20 protein-coding genes, 3 pseudogenes and 2 riboswitches are annotated in these 20,741 nt (G+C 46.2%); of the genes and pseudogenes, 12 read left to right on the forward strand and 11 right to left on the reverse strand.

Annotation, left to right across the window (positions count from 1 at the left end):
* Positions 1-129 precede the first annotated feature (129 nt).
* From BAU14_RS10255 to BAU14_RS10270, 4 genes and pseudogenes are all read left to right on the forward strand, one after another.
* A complete protein-coding gene (locus BAU14_RS10255; RefSeq protein ID WP_161900011.1) occupies positions 130-1,743 on the forward strand; it encodes a cache domain-containing sensor histidine kinase in 1,614 nt (537 codons plus the stop codon).
* Positions 1,721-2,491 (forward strand): response regulator transcription factor, encoded by a 771-nt coding sequence (locus BAU14_RS10260; protein ID WP_161900012.1) that lies wholly within the window; start codon positions 1,721-1,723, stop codon positions 2,489-2,491. Before BAU14_RS10255 ends, BAU14_RS10260 begins: the two co-directional genes overlap by 23 nt.
* Positions 2,492-2,687: 196 nt before the next feature.
* Positions 2,688-3,263 (forward strand): annotated as a pseudogene (locus BAU14_RS10265) (MarR family winged helix-turn-helix transcriptional regulator); the annotation flags it as partial.
* Between the two features lie 221 nt (positions 3,264-3,484).
* Positions 3,485-5,281: an ABC transporter ATP-binding protein gene (locus BAU14_RS10270; RefSeq protein WP_161900014.1), complete on the forward strand. Its 1,797-nt coding sequence runs from the start codon at positions 3,485-3,487 to the stop codon at positions 5,279-5,281.
* A 1,170-nt stretch (positions 5,282-6,451) separates the two neighbouring features.
* On the opposite strand, the pseudogene BAU14_RS14535 reads toward BAU14_RS10270, so the two are convergent.
* Positions 6,452-6,647 (reverse strand): annotated as a pseudogene (locus BAU14_RS14535) (permease prefix domain 1-containing protein); the annotation flags it as partial.
* Between the two features lie 130 nt (positions 6,648-6,777).
* A pseudogene (locus BAU14_RS10280) lies at positions 6,778-7,092 on the reverse strand (PadR family transcriptional regulator); the annotation flags it as partial.
* 378 nt (positions 7,093-7,470) lie between these two features.
* Between BAU14_RS10280 and BAU14_RS10285 the strand changes: the two are divergent.
* The 3 genes from BAU14_RS10285 to BAU14_RS10295 all read left to right on the forward strand — a co-directional run bounded on the left by BAU14_RS10285 (position 7,471) and on the right by BAU14_RS10295 (position 8,855).
* Positions 7,471-7,932 (forward strand): S-ribosylhomocysteine lyase, encoded by a 462-nt coding sequence (locus BAU14_RS10285; protein ID WP_161900016.1) that lies wholly within the window; start codon positions 7,471-7,473, stop codon positions 7,930-7,932.
* Positions 7,933-8,206: 274 nt separating this feature from the next.
* Positions 8,207-8,407 carry a CsbD family protein gene (locus BAU14_RS10290; protein ID WP_161900017.1) on the forward strand — a complete coding sequence of 67 codons (201 nt, stop codon included), beginning with the start codon at positions 8,207-8,209 and terminating at the stop codon, positions 8,405-8,407.
* A 139-nt stretch (positions 8,408-8,546) separates the two neighbouring features.
* A complete protein-coding gene (locus BAU14_RS10295) occupies positions 8,547-8,855 on the forward strand; it encodes a hypothetical protein (protein ID WP_161900018.1) in 309 nt (102 codons plus the stop codon).
* A 121-nt stretch (positions 8,856-8,976) separates the two neighbouring features.
* Here the strand turns inward: BAU14_RS10295 and BAU14_RS10300 are convergent, their stop codons facing one another.
* The 4 genes from BAU14_RS10300 to BAU14_RS10315 form a co-directional block, all read right to left on the reverse strand.
* Positions 8,977-9,225 carry a hypothetical protein gene (locus BAU14_RS10300; RefSeq protein WP_161900019.1) on the reverse strand — a complete coding sequence of 83 codons (249 nt, stop codon included), beginning with the start codon at positions 9,223-9,225 and terminating at the stop codon, positions 8,977-8,979.
* A gap of 216 nt (positions 9,226-9,441) precedes the next feature.
* Positions 9,442-9,933: a flavodoxin family protein gene (locus BAU14_RS10305; protein ID WP_161900020.1), complete on the reverse strand. Its 492-nt coding sequence runs from the start codon at positions 9,931-9,933 to the stop codon at positions 9,442-9,444.
* A 205-nt stretch (positions 9,934-10,138) separates the two neighbouring features.
* A complete protein-coding gene (locus BAU14_RS10310; protein ID WP_161900021.1) occupies positions 10,139-10,699 on the reverse strand; it encodes a chromate transporter in 561 nt (186 codons plus the stop codon).
* Positions 10,699-11,265 (reverse strand): chromate transporter, encoded by a 567-nt coding sequence (locus BAU14_RS10315; RefSeq protein WP_161900022.1) that lies wholly within the window; start codon positions 11,263-11,265, stop codon positions 10,699-10,701. The genes BAU14_RS10310 and BAU14_RS10315 overlap by 1 nt, the downstream gene beginning before the upstream one ends.
* Positions 11,266-11,634: 369 nt before the next feature.
* On the opposite strand from BAU14_RS10315, the gene BAU14_RS10320 reads away from it, so the two are divergent.
* The 5 genes from BAU14_RS10320 (at position 11,635) to BAU14_RS10340 (ending at position 16,612) form a co-directional block, all read left to right on the forward strand.
* Entirely contained in the window at positions 11,635-12,510 is an 876-nt protein-coding gene (locus BAU14_RS10320) for a LysR family transcriptional regulator (protein ID WP_161900023.1), read from the forward strand.
* A gap of 140 nt (positions 12,511-12,650) precedes the next feature.
* Positions 12,651-12,722, forward strand: a riboswitch (Fluoride riboswitch).
* Positions 12,723-12,852: 130 nt separating this feature from the next.
* Positions 12,853-14,316, forward strand: coding sequence for a chloride channel protein (locus BAU14_RS10325; protein WP_237580448.1), 1,464 nt, complete (start codon positions 12,853-12,855; stop codon positions 14,314-14,316).
* Position 14,317: 1 nt separating this feature from the next.
* Complete coding sequence (locus tag BAU14_RS10330; protein WP_161900024.1) at positions 14,318-14,764, forward strand: hypothetical protein; 447 nt, start codon at positions 14,318-14,320, stop codon at positions 14,762-14,764.
* Between the two features lie 181 nt (positions 14,765-14,945).
* A riboswitch (Fluoride riboswitch) is annotated at positions 14,946-15,005 on the forward strand.
* Positions 15,006-15,112: 107 nt separating this feature from the next.
* A complete protein-coding gene (gene eno / locus BAU14_RS10335) occupies positions 15,113-16,387 on the forward strand; it encodes a phosphopyruvate hydratase (protein WP_161900025.1) in 1,275 nt (424 codons plus the stop codon).
* 30 nt (positions 16,388-16,417) lie between these two features.
* Positions 16,418-16,612 carry a hypothetical protein gene (locus BAU14_RS10340; RefSeq protein ID WP_161900026.1) on the forward strand — a complete coding sequence of 65 codons (195 nt, stop codon included), beginning with the start codon at positions 16,418-16,420 and terminating at the stop codon, positions 16,610-16,612.
* A gap of 313 nt (positions 16,613-16,925) precedes the next feature.
* On the opposite strand, the gene BAU14_RS10345 is transcribed toward BAU14_RS10340, so the two are convergent.
* The 5 genes from BAU14_RS10345 to BAU14_RS10365 form a co-directional block, all read right to left on the reverse strand.
* Entirely contained in the window at positions 16,926-17,927 is a 1,002-nt protein-coding gene (locus BAU14_RS10345) for an LPXTG cell wall anchor domain-containing protein (RefSeq protein WP_161900027.1), read from the reverse strand.
* Between the two features lie 313 nt (positions 17,928-18,240).
* Positions 18,241-18,450 (reverse strand): hypothetical protein, encoded by a 210-nt coding sequence (locus tag BAU14_RS10350; RefSeq protein WP_161900028.1) that lies wholly within the window; start codon positions 18,448-18,450, stop codon positions 18,241-18,243.
* 13 nt (positions 18,451-18,463) lie between these two features.
* Complete coding sequence (locus tag BAU14_RS10355) at positions 18,464-19,033, reverse strand: hypothetical protein (protein WP_161900029.1); 570 nt, start codon at positions 19,031-19,033, stop codon at positions 18,464-18,466.
* A gap of 19 nt (positions 19,034-19,052) precedes the next feature.
* Positions 19,053-19,472 (reverse strand): MarR family winged helix-turn-helix transcriptional regulator, encoded by a 420-nt coding sequence (locus BAU14_RS10360; protein WP_161900030.1) that lies wholly within the window; start codon positions 19,470-19,472, stop codon positions 19,053-19,055.
* Between the two features lie 309 nt (positions 19,473-19,781).
* Positions 19,782-20,405: an alpha/beta hydrolase gene (locus tag BAU14_RS10365; protein WP_161900031.1), complete on the reverse strand. Its 624-nt coding sequence runs from the start codon at positions 20,403-20,405 to the stop codon at positions 19,782-19,784.
* Positions 20,406-20,741 lie beyond the last annotated feature (336 nt).

Raw genomic sequence — 20,741 nt, forward strand, 5'->3', positions numbered from 1 at the left:
CTCCATGGCTATTTTTTTCTCGCAAGACCAGTATAATAGGAGGGGTGCCAAAAAGAGTTGGACAATCTGCGATACAGGTGGACTTTCTGCTCGAATTGTGAAAATAAGCACAAGAAAGAATGACAAGCTGTGACATCCATCAAAAAGACAACGATGCTAATTTTTCTGGCGGCCTTCTTCGGATTGACGGCTGCTTTGACAGGGGTCTTCCATTACGAATTGACCCGCAACACAATTCCCTTGAACCGTTCCATCACACAAAAATTTGTCAACAACCGGACGAGCCAGATCAATAGTTGGTTTGGTGAACGGTTGGCGGAACTGCGGTTATTGGCTGCACTGCCCAATACGCGAACCTATGACCGACAACATTTTTTTGCCGAGACAGAAAATTTGGTGCAAACGGAGCCGGACAATTACCTCTCTATTCGTTTAGTCTCAAAAAACGGTACCTCCTATTCTGCTGATCCCATCATTCCCGGATTTTCAGTGCGTAATCGCCCCTACTATCAGGAAATGGCGGCCAATCCGCAATTGACCTATACTGTCAGTGATCAGTTGATTTCAAAAGAAGACCATCATGAAGCCGTGGTAATCTTGTATCGCCTCAAACAACCCTTGACAGACGACATCACCTATTTAGCGGCAGCGATTCCCTTAGAAAAAGTCATGTCTTTGGCAAAAGATTTAAATCTTTATGACGGCACGGGGATTCTCTTGGGTTCCGGCACGCCGCAACCCGTGATCGACCACAAGCGGCAATTGTTGCTGACTGCTGACATTGATTATTTGCCAGATTGGCAAGTGAATTACATCGTTAACAAAAAAAGCCTCGGCGGCAGTACGGAAACACTGCTGCATGTGGTGCAGCTGGTTTTAGTAGTCCTGTTGGTCTTATTGGGTCTTTCCATGTTGCTCTTGTTCAAAAAGATTCTGCAGCCCATCCTCGCACTGGATGCAACAATGCAGCAGGTGCAGGCCGGCAATAAAACTGTTCGCGCTGACACCCACGGGCCGGCAGAGATTGCTCAACTAGCGGTCGCCTTCAATCAGACATTAGACAAAGTTTACGAAAACGAGAGCAAGTACCGCGCCGCAACCTTGCGCGTCTTGCAAGAACAGATTCAACCACATTTTCTATACAACACGTTGAACACGATTCAATGGCAAGTGCTGGGCGGCGACATCGACAGTGCGGTAACCATGTTGGAAAATCTCAGCACGTTCTTTCGCAAAGGTCTCAATCAAGGTGGGGAATTGAGTACCGTTGCCGATGAGATTGCTCACGTCCGTAGTTACTTGGCTATCCAACAGGTCCGCCACGAAGCACTGTCGGAAGTCGCCATTACCTTACCACCGGCACTTGCTAAAGAATGGCTCTTGCATTTTCTATTGCAGCCGCTAGTGGAAAATGCGATTGACCACGGCATCCGTACCATGACAGTGCGTCCGTCTCGCCTGTGGATCACCGTTTCCCAAACAGATACCGGGCTGGCGCTAGTCGTAGGCAACAATGGCACACCGATTCCTCTTCAACAACTGCGACGGCTGAATCAAGCGGACTTGCAAGATGAGAAGACCGGCTTTGGCCTGTACAATATTCGGCGTCGATTGCAGCTGATATATGGAGATAGGGCTTCTTTGACCATCACCAGTTCTGAAACAGCTACGGAATTTTGCATCCAAGTACCCTTCATTTCTGACGAGGAGGCCCACATCTATGACAAACCTGCTAATCGTTGACGACGAAAAAGCGTTACGAGAAGGGCTCGCCGGCTATATTCGCCGCACCACCAGCTTCTTTTCTCAAGTACTCACTGCCAAAAGTGGCACCGCCGCATTGGCCTGTTTTGAAACCCAGCCCATCGCCGCTGCCCTTATTGATATCAATCTGGGAGATTTCAACGGCCTGGATTTAATTGCACTCTTGAACAAGCGCTATCCTGAGACACTTTTGGTGGTTATCAGCGGTTACGACGACTTCGAATTTGTGCGCAAGGCCCTGACTCTGAAAGTCCATGATTACCTGTTGAAACCAATCCCACTGTCTGATCTGAAAAACCTGCTGACCGAATTGGAACAACAACTGCAAACCGCTCCTGTCCCAGCGCAACCAGCTATAGCCGCGGTCCAGCCTCTTTCTCAGATGGCCTACGACTATATCGAAAACAATTATTTCGACCGTTCGATCTCCTTACAACAGACTGCCCAGGCCTTGTTCATCAGTACCTCTCAGCTGAATAAGCTCCTGAAAAAAGACTACCAACAAACTTTTTCGGAGCTTTTGATTCGCTGCCGCTTACAAAAAGCCAAGGAACTTTTGAGCCAGACAAACCTGCATTATCCAATTGCTGAAATCGCCGGCAAAGTCGGTTACGACGATCCTCATTATTTTAGCCGACTGTTTCGCAAGAAAATTGGCATCCCGCCAATCCAATACCGGGAGCAGCAATTAGCCCCTGGAAAGCCCAAGGAAAACGAACCTGATTGACTACTTAAACCGAAAAACACCGATTGCTCCCCTTGCAGTCGGTGTTTTCCTTTACTCGTTATTTCGATTTTTTTTAACTTTGCAAGGCTATTTCGAAAAATAGTTAGTTTATTTGTTGACAAACAAAATAAACGGATTATAATTTACTTCGTTGACAACAAACAAAACTAACTAATTACCCAACAGGAGGGCTATCATGAATAAGAACACGATTTTGGAGAATTTACTGCAAGTTGCACAACAGCCATTTTTGCGCTTTGCCTATGATGTGGAAGAAAAGACCGACAATGCCTTTGAAACTTTGAACATCTTGGCAACTGAAGAAAATGTCACTGCCGGACGTTTGGCAGAGGTTTTAGATATCAAACCTTCCAGCGTCACCCAGATTATCAAAAAGCTGGTGGAAGCCGGTACCGCTGTCCGGGAAAAATCCCCTACCGATTCGCGAGTAACATTGGTAAAAATCACCGACAAAGGCCGCGAAAGTCTGCAAGAACACGGTGCCATCGCTACTACTTTGCGAGACGTCTTGTTCGCCGAGTTCAGCGAAACCGAACTGACCGAATTAAACACTTATCTGAAACGCATGAACGACAATCTTAACAGCCCTGCCTTCCAAGAAAAATTGGTTGAAGTCTTTGGAGATGACGAACGTTGGGATCGCTTCAACACTATGAGTGCTCACTTTGGACGTGCCCGAGAACAGTTGATCAATCGAAGCGGCTTCAACGGCTTTGGTGGGTTTGGTGGGTTTGGCGGCGGACGCCCGGGATTTGATGGTGGCCGACCAGGATTTGGTGGCGGTCACGGTGAACGTAACGGCGGTAGATTCGATCGCAATCATAGTTTTGGTGGTGGCCCGGACGGTCATGATGGCCGTCGTGGATTTGGCGGTTTTGGGGGCCGGTCCGGGTTTGGACCTGATGACATGAGCCCAGACGATCTTGACGGTCATTTCGATGAATTTGACGATAACAAAGGAGGACGCAACTGATGGCACAAGGTGGAGGCGGTCGTCCCGGCGCAGATAATGTGCGCAGTGACGGAACAAAATTTTCATTCAAGGAATTCATGGGTCTCATCAAACAGACCCAACCAAAATACAGCCTACTAGGTATTGGCATGGTTTTGTTGGCTGGCTCATCAGCGGTTCAAGTCTATGTTCCCAAATTGGCGGCAGATTTAGTCAACGACTTTCAAAAAGGAATCGACTACAGCTTGTTAATCAGAGTTGTCGGTCTGTTTATCTTGTCGGCAGTCGTTTCGGCCATTGGTGGTACTGTGTTGGGAATCTTCGGCGAAAACGTAATCCAAAACATGCGCAAACGTTTATGGACCAAGTTAACCACGTTGAAAGTCTCTTACTTTGATTCCGTCAAGGCTGGTGAGATGTCCAGTCGTTTGACCAATGACACCTCCCAGGTTAAGCAACTGTTGGCAGTCACTTTCCCACAAACTGTCGCCAGCATGATTACTGTAGCCGGCACCGTTTATATGATGATCAAAATGGATTGGCGGATGTCATTGGCAATGGTCATTGCCGTTCCGGTCGTGATTCTATTGATGTTTCCAGTGATGGCATTTGGCTCCAAGGTTAGCCATATCCGACAAGATGCCATGAGCCATTTCAACGGAATTGCCACTGAAACGCTGTCTGAAATCCGCTTGGTCAAAACTTCCGGCGCTGAAAAACAAGCACAAGTACGGGCCGCTGATGAAGTAGATCGTTTGTATCAAGTAGGTAAAAAAGAAGCGGTCTTCGATGCTGCAATGCAGCCAATCATGATGATGGTTTTCATGAGTATGGTTTTTGGACTGTTGGCCTACGGTATGCATCGGATTGCAATCGGCGCGATGTCCATCGGCGTGTTGATGAGTTTTCTTATGTACCTCTTCAATCTCATTGGCGCAATGCCAATCATTGCCACTTTGTTTTCTGAAATCGCCAAAGCAGCCGGCTCAACTCGCCGGGTTCGCGAACTATTGAATGAAGAACCAGAAGACTTTGTCAGTGGCCAAAAAGTCGATCTCGCTCACCAGACATTGCGGGTTTCTCATGTAGATTTTGCCTACGAGGATGCACCAACAGACCCTATTCTCACGGATATCTCCTTTGAAGCGAAGCCCAACGAAATCATTGCTTTTGCCGGACCCTCTGGTGGTGGAAAATCCACGACTTTCAGCCTGCTGGAACGTTTCTACGAACCCACAGCCGGCACCATCACCTTTGGAGCAACACCAGCGGAGCAAATTCAATTGGCGGATTATCGTCGTCAAATTGGCTATGTTTCTCAGGATTCGGCAATCATGGCCGGCACAATTCGCTACAATTTGACTTATGGTTTGGAAAAAGAGTACACGGATCAAGAACTCTGGCAAGTGTTGGACCTCGCTTATGCACAGCAGTTTGTTGAAGCAATGCCTAAAGGTCTCGATACTGAAGTTGGCGAACGGGGCGCCAAAATCTCCGGCGGTCAACGACAACGACTGGCGATTGCGCGGGCCTTTCTGCGAGATCCAAAAGTGCTGATGTTGGACGAAGCTACCGCCAGCCTTGATTCCGAGTCCGAAGCCAAAGTCCAACAAGCCCTCAGCAACTTGATGAAAGGCCGAACTACTTTGGTTATTGCCCACCGCTTGGCGACAATTGTTGATTCTGACAAGATTTACTTTATCGAAAAAGGCCACATTACAGGCTCCGGCAAACACGATCAGCTGGTGCAAAGCCACGAGACCTACGCAAGATACGTGGCCGAACAATTTAAGATTGAGCCTGCGCTAACTGCCTGACTTCAGCTGGCAGTCGTGGGCTAGAATAAAGTGGCGCCACTTCTACCAGGGGGCGCCACTTTTTAGTTTGATCACAAAGAATTCATTGCGCCTAAACACTACGAAAACAACCGCCAGCAGTCGTCTATTTCATCGGCTGTTGGCGGTTGTCTATTTTTTGCTTATCTCCGGATCACTCTTTAATTCGAAAGAGACTTTTGATAGCCGCGAATACGGGACCGGCGATCATGAAAATCACCCAGCTCCACGCCCAGTTGCCGGTATGAAAGGACCACCAGAAGTAAAATACCATCACCAACGGCCAGTACACCTTTTCAATTGCTTCAAATACTGGACTGATTTCTTCGCCACGTTGCCGGCGGGCATTGGGACCAGGGGCATCTTCGTCAGAGATAAAGATTACTTGGTCGGCAAATTTTTTATAGTAGGAGTAGACAATGCTGCCATAGATAATCAAAAATGATCCCAGGCCTACGATTCCCAGAAATAACGCCACACCGAAGGCTTCATTGTAGCCATAAGAACCAAAATAAAACAGCGGCACAAAAGCAAAAATACAGGTCATGATCCCCAACACTAATGAAAAGCGGAAACTTTTACTATATTGTGCAGTGTGATGGTTAGCAGCATCGTGAACCTCTTTTGCAATTGGGCGATCATCGAGACGTTTGGCGGCGTCGCTATAGCTCATGCCACCGGTAATAAAGAGACCAACAGCAATTGCCGCAAAAATGAACATCCCCGACAAACCGAGAAAGTCTGCCCCACGACTGCCAAAGAAGATAACTGTGGCCACTCCCAAAATTGCAATCAAGACGCCGCCTGAGATTTTGAGGGCAAATCGGCGGATCAATTGCCAAAATGTTTCAGCTTCCTCTAGCTCAATCGCTGGTCCTGTCGGAGTATAGGCCTCGCCGCTACTCAGATTGGCGCGATCTTGTCGATGACTATGGTGGTGATGGTGACGCGCACTCTGAGTATGATGAGAGTCCTGGCTATGGTCTGTCTGCTCATTTCCATTGAAAGTCTTGTCTTTAGGCCAAGCATCCGCGGTGGCGTTACTCCCAAAGTCATCATCGAAGGCAGCTGACTCGCTTACAGACTTTCTAGAGGTATCACTTTCCTTGTCCTGTTGCAGGTTCACTGATTCACTAGACTCCAACTCCAGTTCTTCTTTCAATTCATCAATGGAACCAAATTCCGAAATTACGGCGCCAATCGCTTCATGTTCGCTTTTTCCTTCTTCAATCAATGCATGGTAATGGTCTTCCATCGCCGCCAAGAGGTCCGCCTTCGCCTGCTGGCTCTGAGGGGTCTTGGGTAGCGTCAAGAACAACGTCTCCAGATAATTTGTGATAGTTTCCATTTTCAGCCAACCCTTTCTATCAAGCTATCCTGCTTCAACCTAATTCGTCGGTTGTCGGCAAGAGTCCTGCTTCTGTCATTTTTTCCGTATTTGCTCTGGCGTTAGCGGCTTTCTCTGGGGGGATTGTCGATAAAAAACGATCTACCACCTGCTTAGTCAGCTGCCACTCCTCAATTTTTCCCTGTAAAAACTCGCGACCGGAGCTGGTAATTCGGTAATAGGTGCGCTTTTTCCCGTGAGTCACTTCACCAGGATATGCCTCGATAAAGCCCTGCTTACCCAGTCGTGTAAAGGCCGAATACAAAGTGGTTTCTTTAATTACGTAACCTTCATCGGTCCGGCTTTTGATTTCCCTGGAAATTTCATAGCCATAAGAATCGCCTTCTGCCAAAAGCGTTAGGATAATTGCATCATTGTACCCCCGGATGCCATCACTGGAAATCATCGCCTCGCCTCCTTTTAGGTCAACCCTTGGTATCTTTTCGGATGGAGTCTTCTCTTTTTGCAGTCACCTCAATCAGTCGACTGCCAGTATCAAACTCTCTTACGGTCTTTGCTGTAATTACTAGGCTTTTCAAAAGTACTCCATCTGTCAAAGTAATCATAGCATGTTTACTACGACAGGTGAAGTAAATAAGCCGATTTTTTTAGCTCTTTACGAAAAATCAGTCTTTAGTCTTAGAACCTACCTGCATCTTTTTTCTTCTATAAAAAATCTACTTGTCCCCCCACGGATTCTCTGGTATCATTGCCCCAACTTGAATCGACGACAGCTCTTACTCTTAGGGCAGTGGATTATCAATCATGATTTGGAGGAATCTCGATGGCACGAGTAGAAAGTTTTGAATTGGATCACAACCTGGTGAAGGCCCCGTACGTACGACTGGCGGGATCAGAAGACCATAACGGTGCACATATCGAAAAATACGACCTGCGTTTTTTACAACCAAATGAAGCGGCTTTGCCAACTGCAGCTCTGCACACTTTGGAACACTTGTTGGCAGTCAATCTACGAGATCATCTAGAAGGCGTCATTGACTTGTCGCCGATGGGCTGTCGCACCGGCTACTATTTGATTTTATGGGGCGAACATTCCACCACAGAAGTCCGGGATGCCCTGAAAACCGTGTTGGAAAATCATGTAGTTGCTGCCGATTTTGTTCCGGCAGTTTCTGCTAAAGAATGCGGCAACTATCGGGATCACTCCCTCTTTTCCGCACAGGAGTATGCCAAACAAGTGCTCGCTCAAGGTATCTCTAGTGATCCTTTTGAACGAAAACTCTGAGTTTGGCTGATAGCTTTTTTTACAGATTTGACGGCTACACAACTTCAGAAGGCTCCAGACAACCGGCGACTGCGATTTTTTGCGGTTACCGGTTGTTTTAGTATCGATACGAACCTGTCCCTCACGTTTACAGTAACCTTTCTAAGAAGTAAAACCCGCCACCACAGCCACGAACAAAAGCAAGTTAATTGCCGCAAAACATCTCGGATGATAGACTGGATTTAGGGCAATTCAAATTCCGCCCAGTACCACAAATCAAAGGAGGTCTTCACACATGGTGGACAAAGACGAAGTCAAGGGCAAAGCAACTGAAGTCAAAGGCAAGGTTACCGGGGATGACTCTGAAGAATTGAAGGGTAAGATCCAACAAGAATTCGGCAAACTCAAAGACAAAGCGAAAGATGCCGCTGATGATGTTGCTGCTAAAGCCAATGAACTCATCGACGATATCAAAGGCAAAGACGATAAAAAATAAGTTCAAAATATGTAAGCGACTATTTCGGATTTCCTAGTAGTCGCTTTTTTTATTAATGTAGCCTAGATGATAGCCTCTATTTTACAGCTGTGGCACAGATGTGCTATCATCTTCCCAAACTAGAAATGAGGTGGCAGTTATGCCGTTTATTGCGCTTCTTTTGGATCTCTTGGCCGCCGGAAGTTATTTTGTGCAGCTGTATTTTTTTCCTAATAAGGGCTTGGAACTGATTGGCGTCCTCATCCAGTCAGCCTTGACCATTGGCTTATTGTGGCTGATGTTTCGCTATCGCGGACCGCGACACAGTAATTTTCAGCCAGAAGGTTACTCTTACTTCACCATTCGCTATGGAATCATCGTTTTATCTTTTATTCTAAATGGTATCCTTTTATTCTTGTACGGACTTAATCTTTTCGGCGGTAACGACCTAATTTTTTCAGCTTTCTGAGGAAGTCGTCATTACCTATGCATCGTAGTTAGCTTGGAAAAACAAAAAAACACGGTAGAAACGGATACATACCAGTTTCTACCGTGTTTTTTTATCATTTTGATGTCAATGCTCTCATTTGTTAAGGAAGATTGATTCCAAATACTGAGATAAAGATCATCCCATAGAACAAAACAATAATTAGAACGAGACCACCGGAAAGGCAAGCTGTACCAGCCAAAATATCAGTATGCAGACGCTTAAAACCTCGCACCAAAAGTGCTCCACTCAAAAAAAGCAGCGCTAGCATCAACATCAACGCAAGTTTGCTTTCCATCAGGATCCGCGCGTACTCCGGTCGCCCCAAAAGCTTGATCAAAAAACCTTCCATCTCTTCTGCCTACTCCCTTTTCACTATCTCTCATTTTATTATAATTATTCTATCATAAAACGTAAAATAGTGAAAGAAATCGTAAACATCTCTTATAACTTTCTGATGAAATCTTTAATAACCAACGTATCCGATACTCTTAAGGACCGTCTTTTTGCGAAGAATCCTTCTAAGAAAGCAATAATTTCCGAACCTTTTTCCTTACCCCTACACCAACTATTTTTCAAATAGCCGCATCGCTTGTTCAGCCATACGACGGCCGTATATCCAAAACAGTTCGTCGGCAGCGTGGATGTCTTCGGAAAGTGCCACCGGTCCCAGATGGATTACCGGCTCTCCCAGGGAATCTCCGCCGGAATAGACCATCATGCCTGCTACCAACAGATGATGCAAGATTGACTGGATACCAATGTCCCCGCCACCATGAGGGAAATGGGCCGTTGCAAAAGCACCTCCAAGCTTCCCTGATAACTGATAGGTGTGACCAGCAGTTTCTAGCCAACATTTCACGACTCCTGCCAGATCTGCCATATAAGTAGGAGATCCCAGAATTACACAGGAACTGGCGTTGAGCCAATCTTCGTCAAGATTCTCCAGCGAGCTGACTTTAACCTCAGCGCCCGGCACTTGATGAATCCCTCGCGCCACTTCTTCTGCCATCGCTGCGGTATTACCGGTACGAGAGTAGTACAATACAGTAAATTTCATATGACTGCCTCCATTTTGTTCTATAAAATAAAACGTTTTCTCACTTCGAGTCTATCACTCTGCTTATAGAAAGCAAGAGTCGCTGGTTTTTCAACTGATCGCACCGAACACGTCAGCCCGATAATCCTTGTGATACAGGTACCTGATGCTTTGAAAAATGCTGACCGAACACTATTTCTTAGTACAGCTAAAACCAAATTCTTTCTCATCTATACAACAAAAAGCCAACAAAGCCAGCAGCCACCATTACCCAAATCGGATTGATCTTTGTCTTGCGTAGAATCACTAAGCTACTCCCAAATAGTCCCACAGCTAGCCAATCGATTTGAGTCCACCAGCTGTGCCAATGTATTGTAGTCCCTGAACCAAAGAAGGTCAGCAAGATAATCGTGAAGCCAGCGGACATGATTAGTCCTACAGAAGAAGCCTTTAAGCCATTCAAAATGGCAAAAACCGCCTTAGATTCCTGATACCTTTTAAAAAAGGCCAGTAAGGTCAAAGAAATCAAAATACCGCCCAAGACGCAGCCTACTGTGGCTGCGATAGCTCCGCCGTATCCTTCCAGCTGCATCCCGACAAAAGTCGAGGTATTTACAGCTAGTGGACCCGGTGTCATCTGAGAGATGGTGATAATGTCAGTGAAGGTCCTTTCCGTTAACCAGCCTTCACGAGTCACGACTTCTGCTTGAATCAAAGGAATGATTGCGTACCCACCACCGATACTCAGCAAACCAATCTTAAAAAAGCGTATAAAAAGCATCCCCATCAGTTCAGCACCCCACGATCTTTTTTCCACCACAAAGAAGCGACACATAGCACACCACTGATTGCTAAAATAGCTACGACATTAATACCGAAAAAGCTGTTGGCAATAAATGCAAAGGGAATTAAACCCAAAAGTAGCGGATTTTTTTCTTTGAAAATCAGCTGGCACATATCTATCACAAGATCTACAATCATCGCTGTCACGCAAGCCTGCATCCCTGCTAAAACTGCCATGATAGTCCGATTTTGGGCAAATTCTTGGTACCAGCCGGCAATCATGCCCAAAATAATAATGGGAGGCGTAATTCCACAAAGTCCGCTGATCAACGCTCCCGGATAGCCGGCCGCCTCTTTGCCAGCCAAGACAGCTAAATTGATAGCGATAGCCCCAGGAGAAGACTGAGCAATGGCTGCCATTTCCATCAAGGTATCTTCGTCAAAAAGCTCTTTTTCTTCTACGTAATATTTACGAATCATAGGTACCACCACATAGCCGCCGCCAAAAGTGAAGGTGGAGATAAACAAATTGACATAGATTAGCCACAAATACAATTTCCCTTTTTCCATAACAAACTCCTCCATAATATATAATCTGCGGCACCAAATCGGCCAGATGATAGCGAGCAAAAACTAGCATTATCTATATTTCTGTTATGCTCAACTGTTGTTACTCTATCTAGTATAGAAGCTGTTTTACCATCTGTGAAATAATAGTATAATGGTCTAAAGATGAATTTTATTCATGTCAACTTTTCTAATCAACAAGGTATTCAGGAAACATAGCTCTCTACTCTCGAATCACTAACATATAATACCGGTTCTAAATAGCCTAGTCCCAGCAAAGGGTAGCTATCACGTCTTTTTCGCCTTGGCAATCTTTATCTTTAAGAGGCCTGCTTGATAAGACGTATAAAAAAATCTGTCAGGAGGCAGCTTATGAATTTCAAACAAGCACATATCTTTCTGGAAGTCGTAGCAACAAATAATTTCACCAAGGCCGCCGAAAATCTTTACCTCACCCAATCGGCAGTCTCCCATGCTGTCAAGGAGCTGGAAGAAGAATGTCAAACGCCGTTATTTCATCGCTTACATCGCAGCGTGCGCCTCACTACAACCGGAGAAATTTTAGCAGCGCGGCTCGGACCAGTGATGCAGGATTTTACAGCCTTGAACCAACAGCTACCCCACTTAGAAGCCGAAAGCCCTTTGAATATCGCTGCTTGTATCACGTATGGTGAAACTCGTCTGGCTGGTAGACTACAGGATTTTCGCCAGGCGGCCTCCGCCTTCACTGAAGCATCCTTTTCGGTACAAATCTACCCTGCCCAACAATCGTTGGCGTTGCTCGAACAGCGAAAAGTCGATTTGGCAGTAATTGAAGGCCAGCTTGTCCGTCAGAATCTCCGCACCAAAAAGATTGCCGACTATGCCATTATTCCTGTGGCTACACCTTCTGTGGCAGCCTCTTTTCCCGATTATCGTCTGTCTCTCAATCGTCTACTACAGCAGCCCCTGTTATTACGAGAACGCGGCAGTGCCGTGCGGGAAACATTCGTTGCAGCCCTCCAACTAGCCGGCTATACGGTTCACCCCCAATGGGAAAGCGTGGATTCCCAGACCTTGATTGCTGCCTGCCTCGCTGGCTTCGGTATTGCGTTTTTGCCAGAACCACTAGTAACAGCACAGCTGACAGCCGGAACTTTAGTCTCTTTAACAGTTCCGCAGCTGAAGTTATCAAACGATATCACGCTAGTCTGCCGCCGAGAAAGTTATTCTTCTCCGCTGCTGCGGGCATTATGGGATTTTTTGTAAGTAACGCGTGTTCGCAAGGTGTTTACGAAGAGATGGGTATGGTGCTTTGGGCGTCACCTGCCAGCTCCAATTTCCGTTTTTTTACCACAGACGCTTGTCCTACTTGACTTTCAAGGAAAGCGTGGTATCATAAACAAGCAACTTTATATGGGAATGAACGTCTCCCTTGGGCAGCCAAAACCGCTGATACAGCTGATGACTTCTGCAAACTTTTGCAGGGATCATTGGCTTTTTTTCATTTTCAAACCAATCAGCGCAACAGCCAGTGGGGAGCTGGCAGCGGATCAAAATGGCCACCGCAGCGCCGCAGCCTCGTTCACCGATTTTTCAGGAGGAATTTAAATGGAACCAGAAAAACACAACCTGCACCACACGCAAGAAACTCCGCCGCCCTCAACGGCTGCATCAGTTGCGGATACTCCGTCTACTGGACAGTCCCACAGCAACCGGACTAAGAAAGAGCCTCAGCCGGATACTGGAACTCACCACCATCACAAATCTACTGCTACTGGCGATTCAACCGCACTGACTACTACAGCCGCTTTAAAAAACCTACTCGTGATGTATGCTGCCATCCTGCTGACAGCTGTTCTTACCGGTATTTTTTCTCATTATTTACTGGCAGCACTTCATTGGGTGGGTACCTATCGCGATGGTCACAACTGGCTCTTGTACTTGTTGCCGCTGCTGGGAGTAGCCACAGCATTTAGCTACCAACAGTTCGGTAAAGGTTCTGACAAAGGAAACAATCTGATTATCGAAAGCATCCAGACTGAGGCCCACGTCCCGGTACGCATGGGAATCATGACCTTTATTTTCACTATTTTGTCCCATTTATTTGGCGCTTCTGTCGGTCGCGAAGGCAGCGCCGTTCAAATTGGCGGCGTGGTTGCCAACAAATTAGGCCGCCTGTTCCCGCTGAACAAAGACGCCCGTAAGATTGTAGTTCATGCCGGTATCAGTGCGGGCTTTGCTTCTATTTTTGGTACCCCATTGGCGGGGGCTTTTTTCGGTATGGAAATGGCTTATATTGGCCGTCTGGAACGAAAAGCGTTAATTCCTTGTTTCACCGCTGCTTACTTGAGTAATTTTGTTGCTTTGTCGCTGGGGACTGTTCACGAAGGCCACGCAATCGGACAGCTGCCAGAAGTCACTGGGCAATTGTTGTTAGCAGTCATTGTCGCCGCGATTGCTTTTGGATTGTTTGGTCGCGCATTTGCCGCATTGACTCATTTTTTCAAAGCTTTTTACAAAAAGACCATTACTCAGCCATTGTTGCGGGCCTTTGTGAGTGCTGGAATCGTGGTGGTACTGATGTTAGTTGTCAGCGGCCAGCGTTTTGAAGGCTTGAGCTTGTGGATGATGGATGATGCTTTCAAAGGAACTTCCAGTCTGCTGGATCCAGTAGCCAAGCTCTTGTTCACTAGTCTCAGTCTGGGAGCCGGTTTCCAAGGGGGCGAAGTGACGCCGTTGTTTGATATTGGCTCAACATTGGGCTCGGGTATCGCACAACTTTTCCACCAATCACCGGCACTATTTGCTGCGATGGGGCTGATTGCTGTCTTCGGTTGTGCGGCAAATGCGCCATTAACCACGATTATGTTGGGAATCGATCTCTTTGGGGCCACTGCACTTCCTTATTATGTTGCGGCTGCTTTCATCAGTTACTACGTTTCTGGTCACGAAGGCATCTATACTTCCCAGCTGATCGTTCATCCGAAAACAGTACGGCTGCAACACCACGCCGGTCTACGTCTCTCAGAAATTGCCAAAACTTCTGCTGCTACCAAACAGGAGGAACACTGATATGTCCGAACATACGACAGAACACACATCGAAACAAACGCCTGAATCACACTTAACTGAAAAGAACACAGCTGAAACTATCTTACTGGAACCTTTCTTTGGCAAGAAACGTCTCCATACCTTACACTTTTCCACTCCCGGTCATCATCAGCTGGAGCTCAAGGTTCTGGAAGGCAGTGTCAAGATTCTTCATGCCAGCTACAGTGCTGATTCAGCCAACTGGATTGACACGCCCCGGCGCAAGGGCGACTATCGCCATCGTCATCAAGTGTTTGCCGGTGAAAAAGCCTTATTGGAATATGACATTGGCTATGTTCATCAACACTTGGATAAGGTCTTCCTGATGAACGGCGCCATCTGGCAAAAAGCCGTTTTAGAGCTGCGGGTGATTGAAGATGTTCCTGCAACCCCAATCCAAACTAACGACCAGCAGAAAACGGAGTCTTAAAATTGACAATTAAATAGCAGGAGTGTTTCGCAGTCCAGACGATTTACAGAATCGGTCAAGCTCACATTTTCTCAACCAGTGCCCACGAGCAAACTAGCAACAGAATCTAGAAGTGTTTTTTGACCAATACTGACTTCAAGCGTTCTTGTTTGTCACCAATCACAAATCGTGCTAGCATAATACATGAATCAGGGATGGTGTTCCCTATAACCGCTGAAAAGCTGATGACGCCTGTTGCCGAAGTTTCTTTGTGTTGCCTTGCAGCCTGGAGGAGCATTTTCGTCAACAGGTGTCATTTTTATTTCTAGACACCTCCCAAAAAAATCAACTGAAATTGGAGGAATCATCATGTCACAAGTTACTATCGAAAATATCAAAGCCCGGGAGGTATTCGACTCCCGCGGTAATCCTACTGTCGAAGCCGATGTTTTGTTATCTGACGGCACATTAGGCCGTGCAGAAGTGCCATCTGGTGCTTCTACTGGTGATCGTGAAGCAGTTGAATTGCGGGACGGCGGCGATCGTCTGCAAGGCAAAGGCGTTATGAAAGCTGTCACTAACGTCAACACTGAAATCAAAGATGCTTTGGTAGGTCAAAGTCCTTTTGATCAACAAAAAATTGACCAAATCATGATTGACTTGGATGGCACTGCCAATAAAGGCCGTCTGGGTGCCAATGCTATTTTAGGTGTTTCCATGGCGGTGGCTCGTGCTGCAGCTGCAAGCAAAAAAGTGCCACTGTACCGTTACCTTGGTGGCGTTGATTTGGAATTACCGCAACCTTTCTTCAACGTAATCAACGGTGGGGTTCATGCTGATAGCGGCATCGACGTACAAGAATTTTTGATCACACCAGTAAAACGGACATCTTTCCGCGACGGCGTAGAAAAAATTGCCAACATCTACCACACACTAAAAGGCATTCTTGCTAAAAAAGGGTTAGAAACAGCTGTTGGTGATGAAGGCGGCTTTGCTCCAAAACTAGGCAGCACAGAAGCAGCTATCGAAACCTTGTACGAAGCAATCAAAACAGCCGGCTATGTTCCAGGTGAAGAAATTGCGATTGCCTTGGACCCTGCTTCCAGCGAATTCTGGTCTGATGAAAGCAAACATTACAACTTTGAAGGCAAAGAAATGACTTCTGCCGAAATGCTGACCTACTATCAAGAACTGGTTAAAAAATATCCAGCCATCATCTCCATTGAAGACGGCTTCTCTGAACATGACTGGGATGGCTTTAAAGCGATGACTGATGCAATGGGCAACGACATCCAATTGGTAGGTGACGATATCTTTGTTACCAATCCTGCCATCTTCCAAGAAGGGATTGACCGCGGGGTTGCTAACTCCATCTTGATCAAATTGAACCAAATCGGGACAGTTTCTGAATCCATTGCTGCCATCAAAATGGCTCGTAAAAATGGCTACAGCACGATGATTTCCCACCGTTCCGGTGAAACTGGCGATACCTTTATCGCTGACTTTGCAGTAGCAATGAATGCTGGCCAAATCAAGACAGGTTCTATGGCCCGCAGTGAACGGGTTGAAAAATACAATCAGTTCTTACGGATTGAAGAAGAACTGGAAGGCTACGCCAGCTTGGCTCGTTTCCCTAAAAAATAAGCCGCAACTTGCTTAAACGAGGTGATTGCCATGCTCTATCAAGAAAAAAACGGCACCCGCATTTTGGAAGAAGCTGATCTGATTGCTGATGCCAAACGCCTAGCGCTGCAAAAGTGGGAAGACGACCGCAATGAGGTTCCTCTCCACTATGCCGACTTTACAGCTTTCGAAACCGCCTTTATCACAGAATACAAGGCAAGCTTTCAGATAGTTGTTGAAGACTGAACTATAATGAGACATTGTCCTCAGATTGTTGGCGTAGCAGGTTAATCCCACGAGCGTTCTTAACAAAGCTCAGACAACGGTTGAAAAAACTCAGACGGGAAGACTTCCTGTCTGAGTTTTTTGGTAGCTTTTTTTTAAAGAAGTGATTGCTTGATCTTTTGGCGGCAGCCTTTACAGAAAAACAAACGGTCCCCGCTTTTGAGTGCTTCACTCCATAGCAGGGACCGTTTTTGATGCATTTGTTGTCGTTTTCTTTACTTTATGTTTGTTCAAGTTACCTAGATATTCGTCACTGACCACACTTTTCTAGCGATTATTTACGAGGATAATTCTGTTGTTCACCGGCAAAGCGCCAAAGCAGACCCGCTGCCGCCAGCAAGACCAAGCCGACACCCACCCAAGTGCTGTTGGTGACTTTTTCACCCGTTTTTGGCAAATGTCCCGACGAGCTGCTGTTAGTTGGTGGTGTCTGACTACTGTTTTCTGTCGGAATCAGCTTTTTCTGGTTACTGTCATCCCTCGTAGTACTGCTGCTGTCAGCGGTTTTTTCGGTGGCCGTACTACTCGTTGACTCCAAAGAAGATTCGCTACTGTCCACAGTTGTTGAAGAAACTGTTTCTGAAGAACTGCTGTCGGAATCAGTAGTCGGCACCGTATCCGTGGTATCCGTTGAGTCCGTTGAGTCCGTTGTGCTCGTGGTACCCGTTGAGTCTGTTGTGCTTGTTGTGTCGGTACTGTCCGTGGTATCCGTATTACTCGTGGTGTCAGTGGTATCTGTTGAATCGGTTGTGCTTGTTGTGTCGGTACTATCCGTGGTGTCTGTTGTATCACCAGGATAGACAGTCTGACGCTGAGAGTACGGAGTCAGATGATTGGCGTCATCCGGCTGGCTGTCCGCCACCTTGACAGTGAACTGTGCCGGCTTATCACTACCCTCCAAAAGGGTCACAGAAAAACTAAAGCTCCCCTGAGATCCGCTGATCACCAGATTATCATCATACTCAATCTTCAGCCTGGGATCGACATTTTCAAACAACACCTGTGCCTGCAAAATCGCTGCCGAATCGCCGGAAAAGCTGACTGTGACCGGGATTGTATATGCCTTTCCAACTTCAAGTTTCATCTCACCAGAATTGAAAGAAGAAAAGTCACCACCAAATTCAATCTTGTTGACATTGGCATAACTGCTGGCCTCTTCTAAATTTTGGCTGACTGCCACCCCTGATTTTTGCGGCGCGCTTCCTGCGTTGGTTGCCAAGCCGGCTATCGGCAAACAAGCCAAAGCGACAGTTGAGATGATACTTGCGATTTTCATAAAAAACCCTCCATTATTGATAATTTGCTCAAAACAAGAGCCACTACCATTATTTTGGCAGTGATCTAGTCCAATTCCAGCTCTTACCTTACACTAAATTGTTTTAATTGTATATAAAATAGCGTCAATTATTACAAAACAGAAAGCTTTCTTTCAGAAAATCGGTTTTTCATTACAAAAACGCAAGAAATTGTACTGGCTTAAAGAATTTAATTAAAAACAACACCTCCCAAAAGTCTGTTTTACGCTAACTTTGGAGAGGTGCTTTCTTAAGCAATTATCGTTTTTTACTTATCTTTTAACTATACGGCAGTTACCACTCAAACTCAGACAAGCACTCTTCCAGTTCGTGGATTTGTTCTTCTAAAAACTGTATTTCTTCTTTGATTTCCTCTAAAGTCGCCCCGCTTCTGCTGTAGCCTTTGTAATAAGCTGTCATATAATCGGTTTCTTCCAAACTTTGCAACCGATCACGTAATTCGCCCAAACGGATCAGCTCTTTTTCATAAGTTGTTTCATTCATTTTTATTTCTCCTCTAGGCTAATGCATTAGGGCTGGCTAATTGCGGACCTTTGCCAGCTCGTGCCAAGACCCAGTCGTCATTGTCCCACATCTCGGTCTGGCGGCGACCACGAAAATAGTCCCATCGTGAATCGATTTCCAGTTCAATCAGCTGGTTTTCTGCCCCCAGTGTGACCCAATTGTAACTGCCGTTATCGTGAGCAAACTTGACCCAGAGGACAGGAAATTGCCGGAGCTGTCCGTCATCAGTAATTAATTGACGCTGTTGGTGCTCGGTACGAATAAAGGACAAACCCGCTGCATAGTCAGGATTGGCTTTGAAAAAGAGCGCCTCCGCTACGGCTTCTGAGCGCACAGTTGAAGTCAATTTCCCCACTGGGACGCTGGTAAGGTTTTTTAAGCTGACCAACGTTGTTCCTGCAAAAATGCCAATAATTCGGGGCCCATTTTTGCGAAATAGACCGTCTTTTTGGAAGCGCAAGATTGTTACTTTTTGATTGTTTCTAGTCTCGTCTGTCATTTCTACAAGCTGGTAGTCTTCAGGAAAGGTCACAAAGCGTTTCAACAGTTCTTCTTTTTTCATATTCAGACTTCCTTTGAATTTATTGACTGAGTTTATTGATAGTTTCGATAAATGTGATTTGTTCAGCCGGGGACAATGGTGCAAAAAAGTCCCGATTGGCTTTTTGCAATGCCTCAGTGATCACCTCGTACATGTCGTGTCCTGCTTTTGTCAAAGAAAGCAGATGGCCCCGGCGATCGTGGGGATTTTCTTTTCGCTCCACGTACTGATTCTCCACTAACTTTTGGATTCCCCGAGTCACGTTGCTGGCATTGACGCCGGTCAGCTGCACCAATTGTTCCTGAGGCAAATCGCCAAAATCATGCAATTTCAACAGGTAGTAGTACACGCTTGAATTCAGTTGATAAGGAGCAAGATAATCATCAATCAACTTGACATATTTACGACTGACAGCAGGTAGTTTTTTCAAACTGTCACTTTCATTTGTCCCCTGCGGCATTGGTCATCCCTCCTAATTATTATTTGCTTGCGCAAGCAAATAATATGCTGAATTTGTTCCTTCGTCAAATTTTTCGCCTCATGGACTTAGAGGGTCATTTAGGGGGAACTATAGACCAGCTGGGCGTATAGAGGGTGGACGTATTTGGTTTTCGCTCAAAAATTAGAATTGCCTGCTGCCAACTGTAGTTATCCTTTTATGCAAAACTTGGCTTAGCCCCCCTATAAAAAACCGCAGAAGACGGCTGTGACTTGCCTTCTTCTGCGGTTTTTTCATCGTTTATTGATAATTTGTGCCAATTTTTGAGCCCTATTGTTCCTGATCTTTTTTAGAAGCTGGTGTGTACAACCAGGCACGAGCGCTGTTAAGCTCCGGCATGGTGATGGCATGGCCTTGCTCGGAGGTGAATAGCGTGACATCTGCTCCCCGTTGTTGCAACGGTGCCACCAATTCAGCGAAAGCCGCTTGGGATACGATAGGATCGCCGTTGCCTTGGGAAAGCCAGACCCTTTTGTCCGTCAGCGGTTCTTGGTGAGTATGGACACCTAGCGACATCGGGTGAAAAAAGATCCCACCAGACAGCTTGGTTTGCCGCTCCAACAGCAGATGCAGCCCAATGTTCGCTCCATTGGAATAACCCACCAGTACCCAGTCCTCTTCGGCGACACCTTTTTCGGCACTCAACCGCTTGATTTCCTCGTACAGTCGGTCAGTTTCCACCTCCAGACTGTCGATGTCAAACTGGTTCAAGCCGTTGCGTTTGAAAAAGCGATTCATTCCCTCTTCTTCCACCTCGCCCCGAAAAGACAAGATACGACAGCTCCCATCCAAAAAACGAGCGATATCCACCAGTGAACGCTCATCACCACCAGTCCCATGCAACAGCAATAGATTCTTGCCGCCTGCTTGGCCAGCGTCAAAATAAAATTCCATTTCCCACACTTCCTTTCTAGGCACCGAAGAGCTGCTTGCGATGATTTCCTTGTGACTTCACTCAATCAGCTAACTTTTTGTAAGTATTTTACCATAAAGGAGGTATTTCGGCAAAAACCTTGATTCGGCGGGCTATGCACATCGTTTCACTTTTTATAATATATACGTTATACTAAACGCGAAGAGAATTTTGGGGAAGATTCTCGCATCAACGTGTAAGGAATTCTGAATCCCTCTACACATCACTTCTTAATTCCGCAGGCCTAACCAACCTGCGGATTTTTTGTGTCTTCCAACAGAAGACTCCTAAACAAGTTTGGTTCTACAATATTTAGT

Source organism: Candidatus Enterococcus leclercqii (assembly GCF_009933135.1).
Lineage (GTDB): Bacteria > Bacillota > Bacilli > Lactobacillales > Enterococcaceae > Enterococcus_C > Enterococcus_C leclercqii.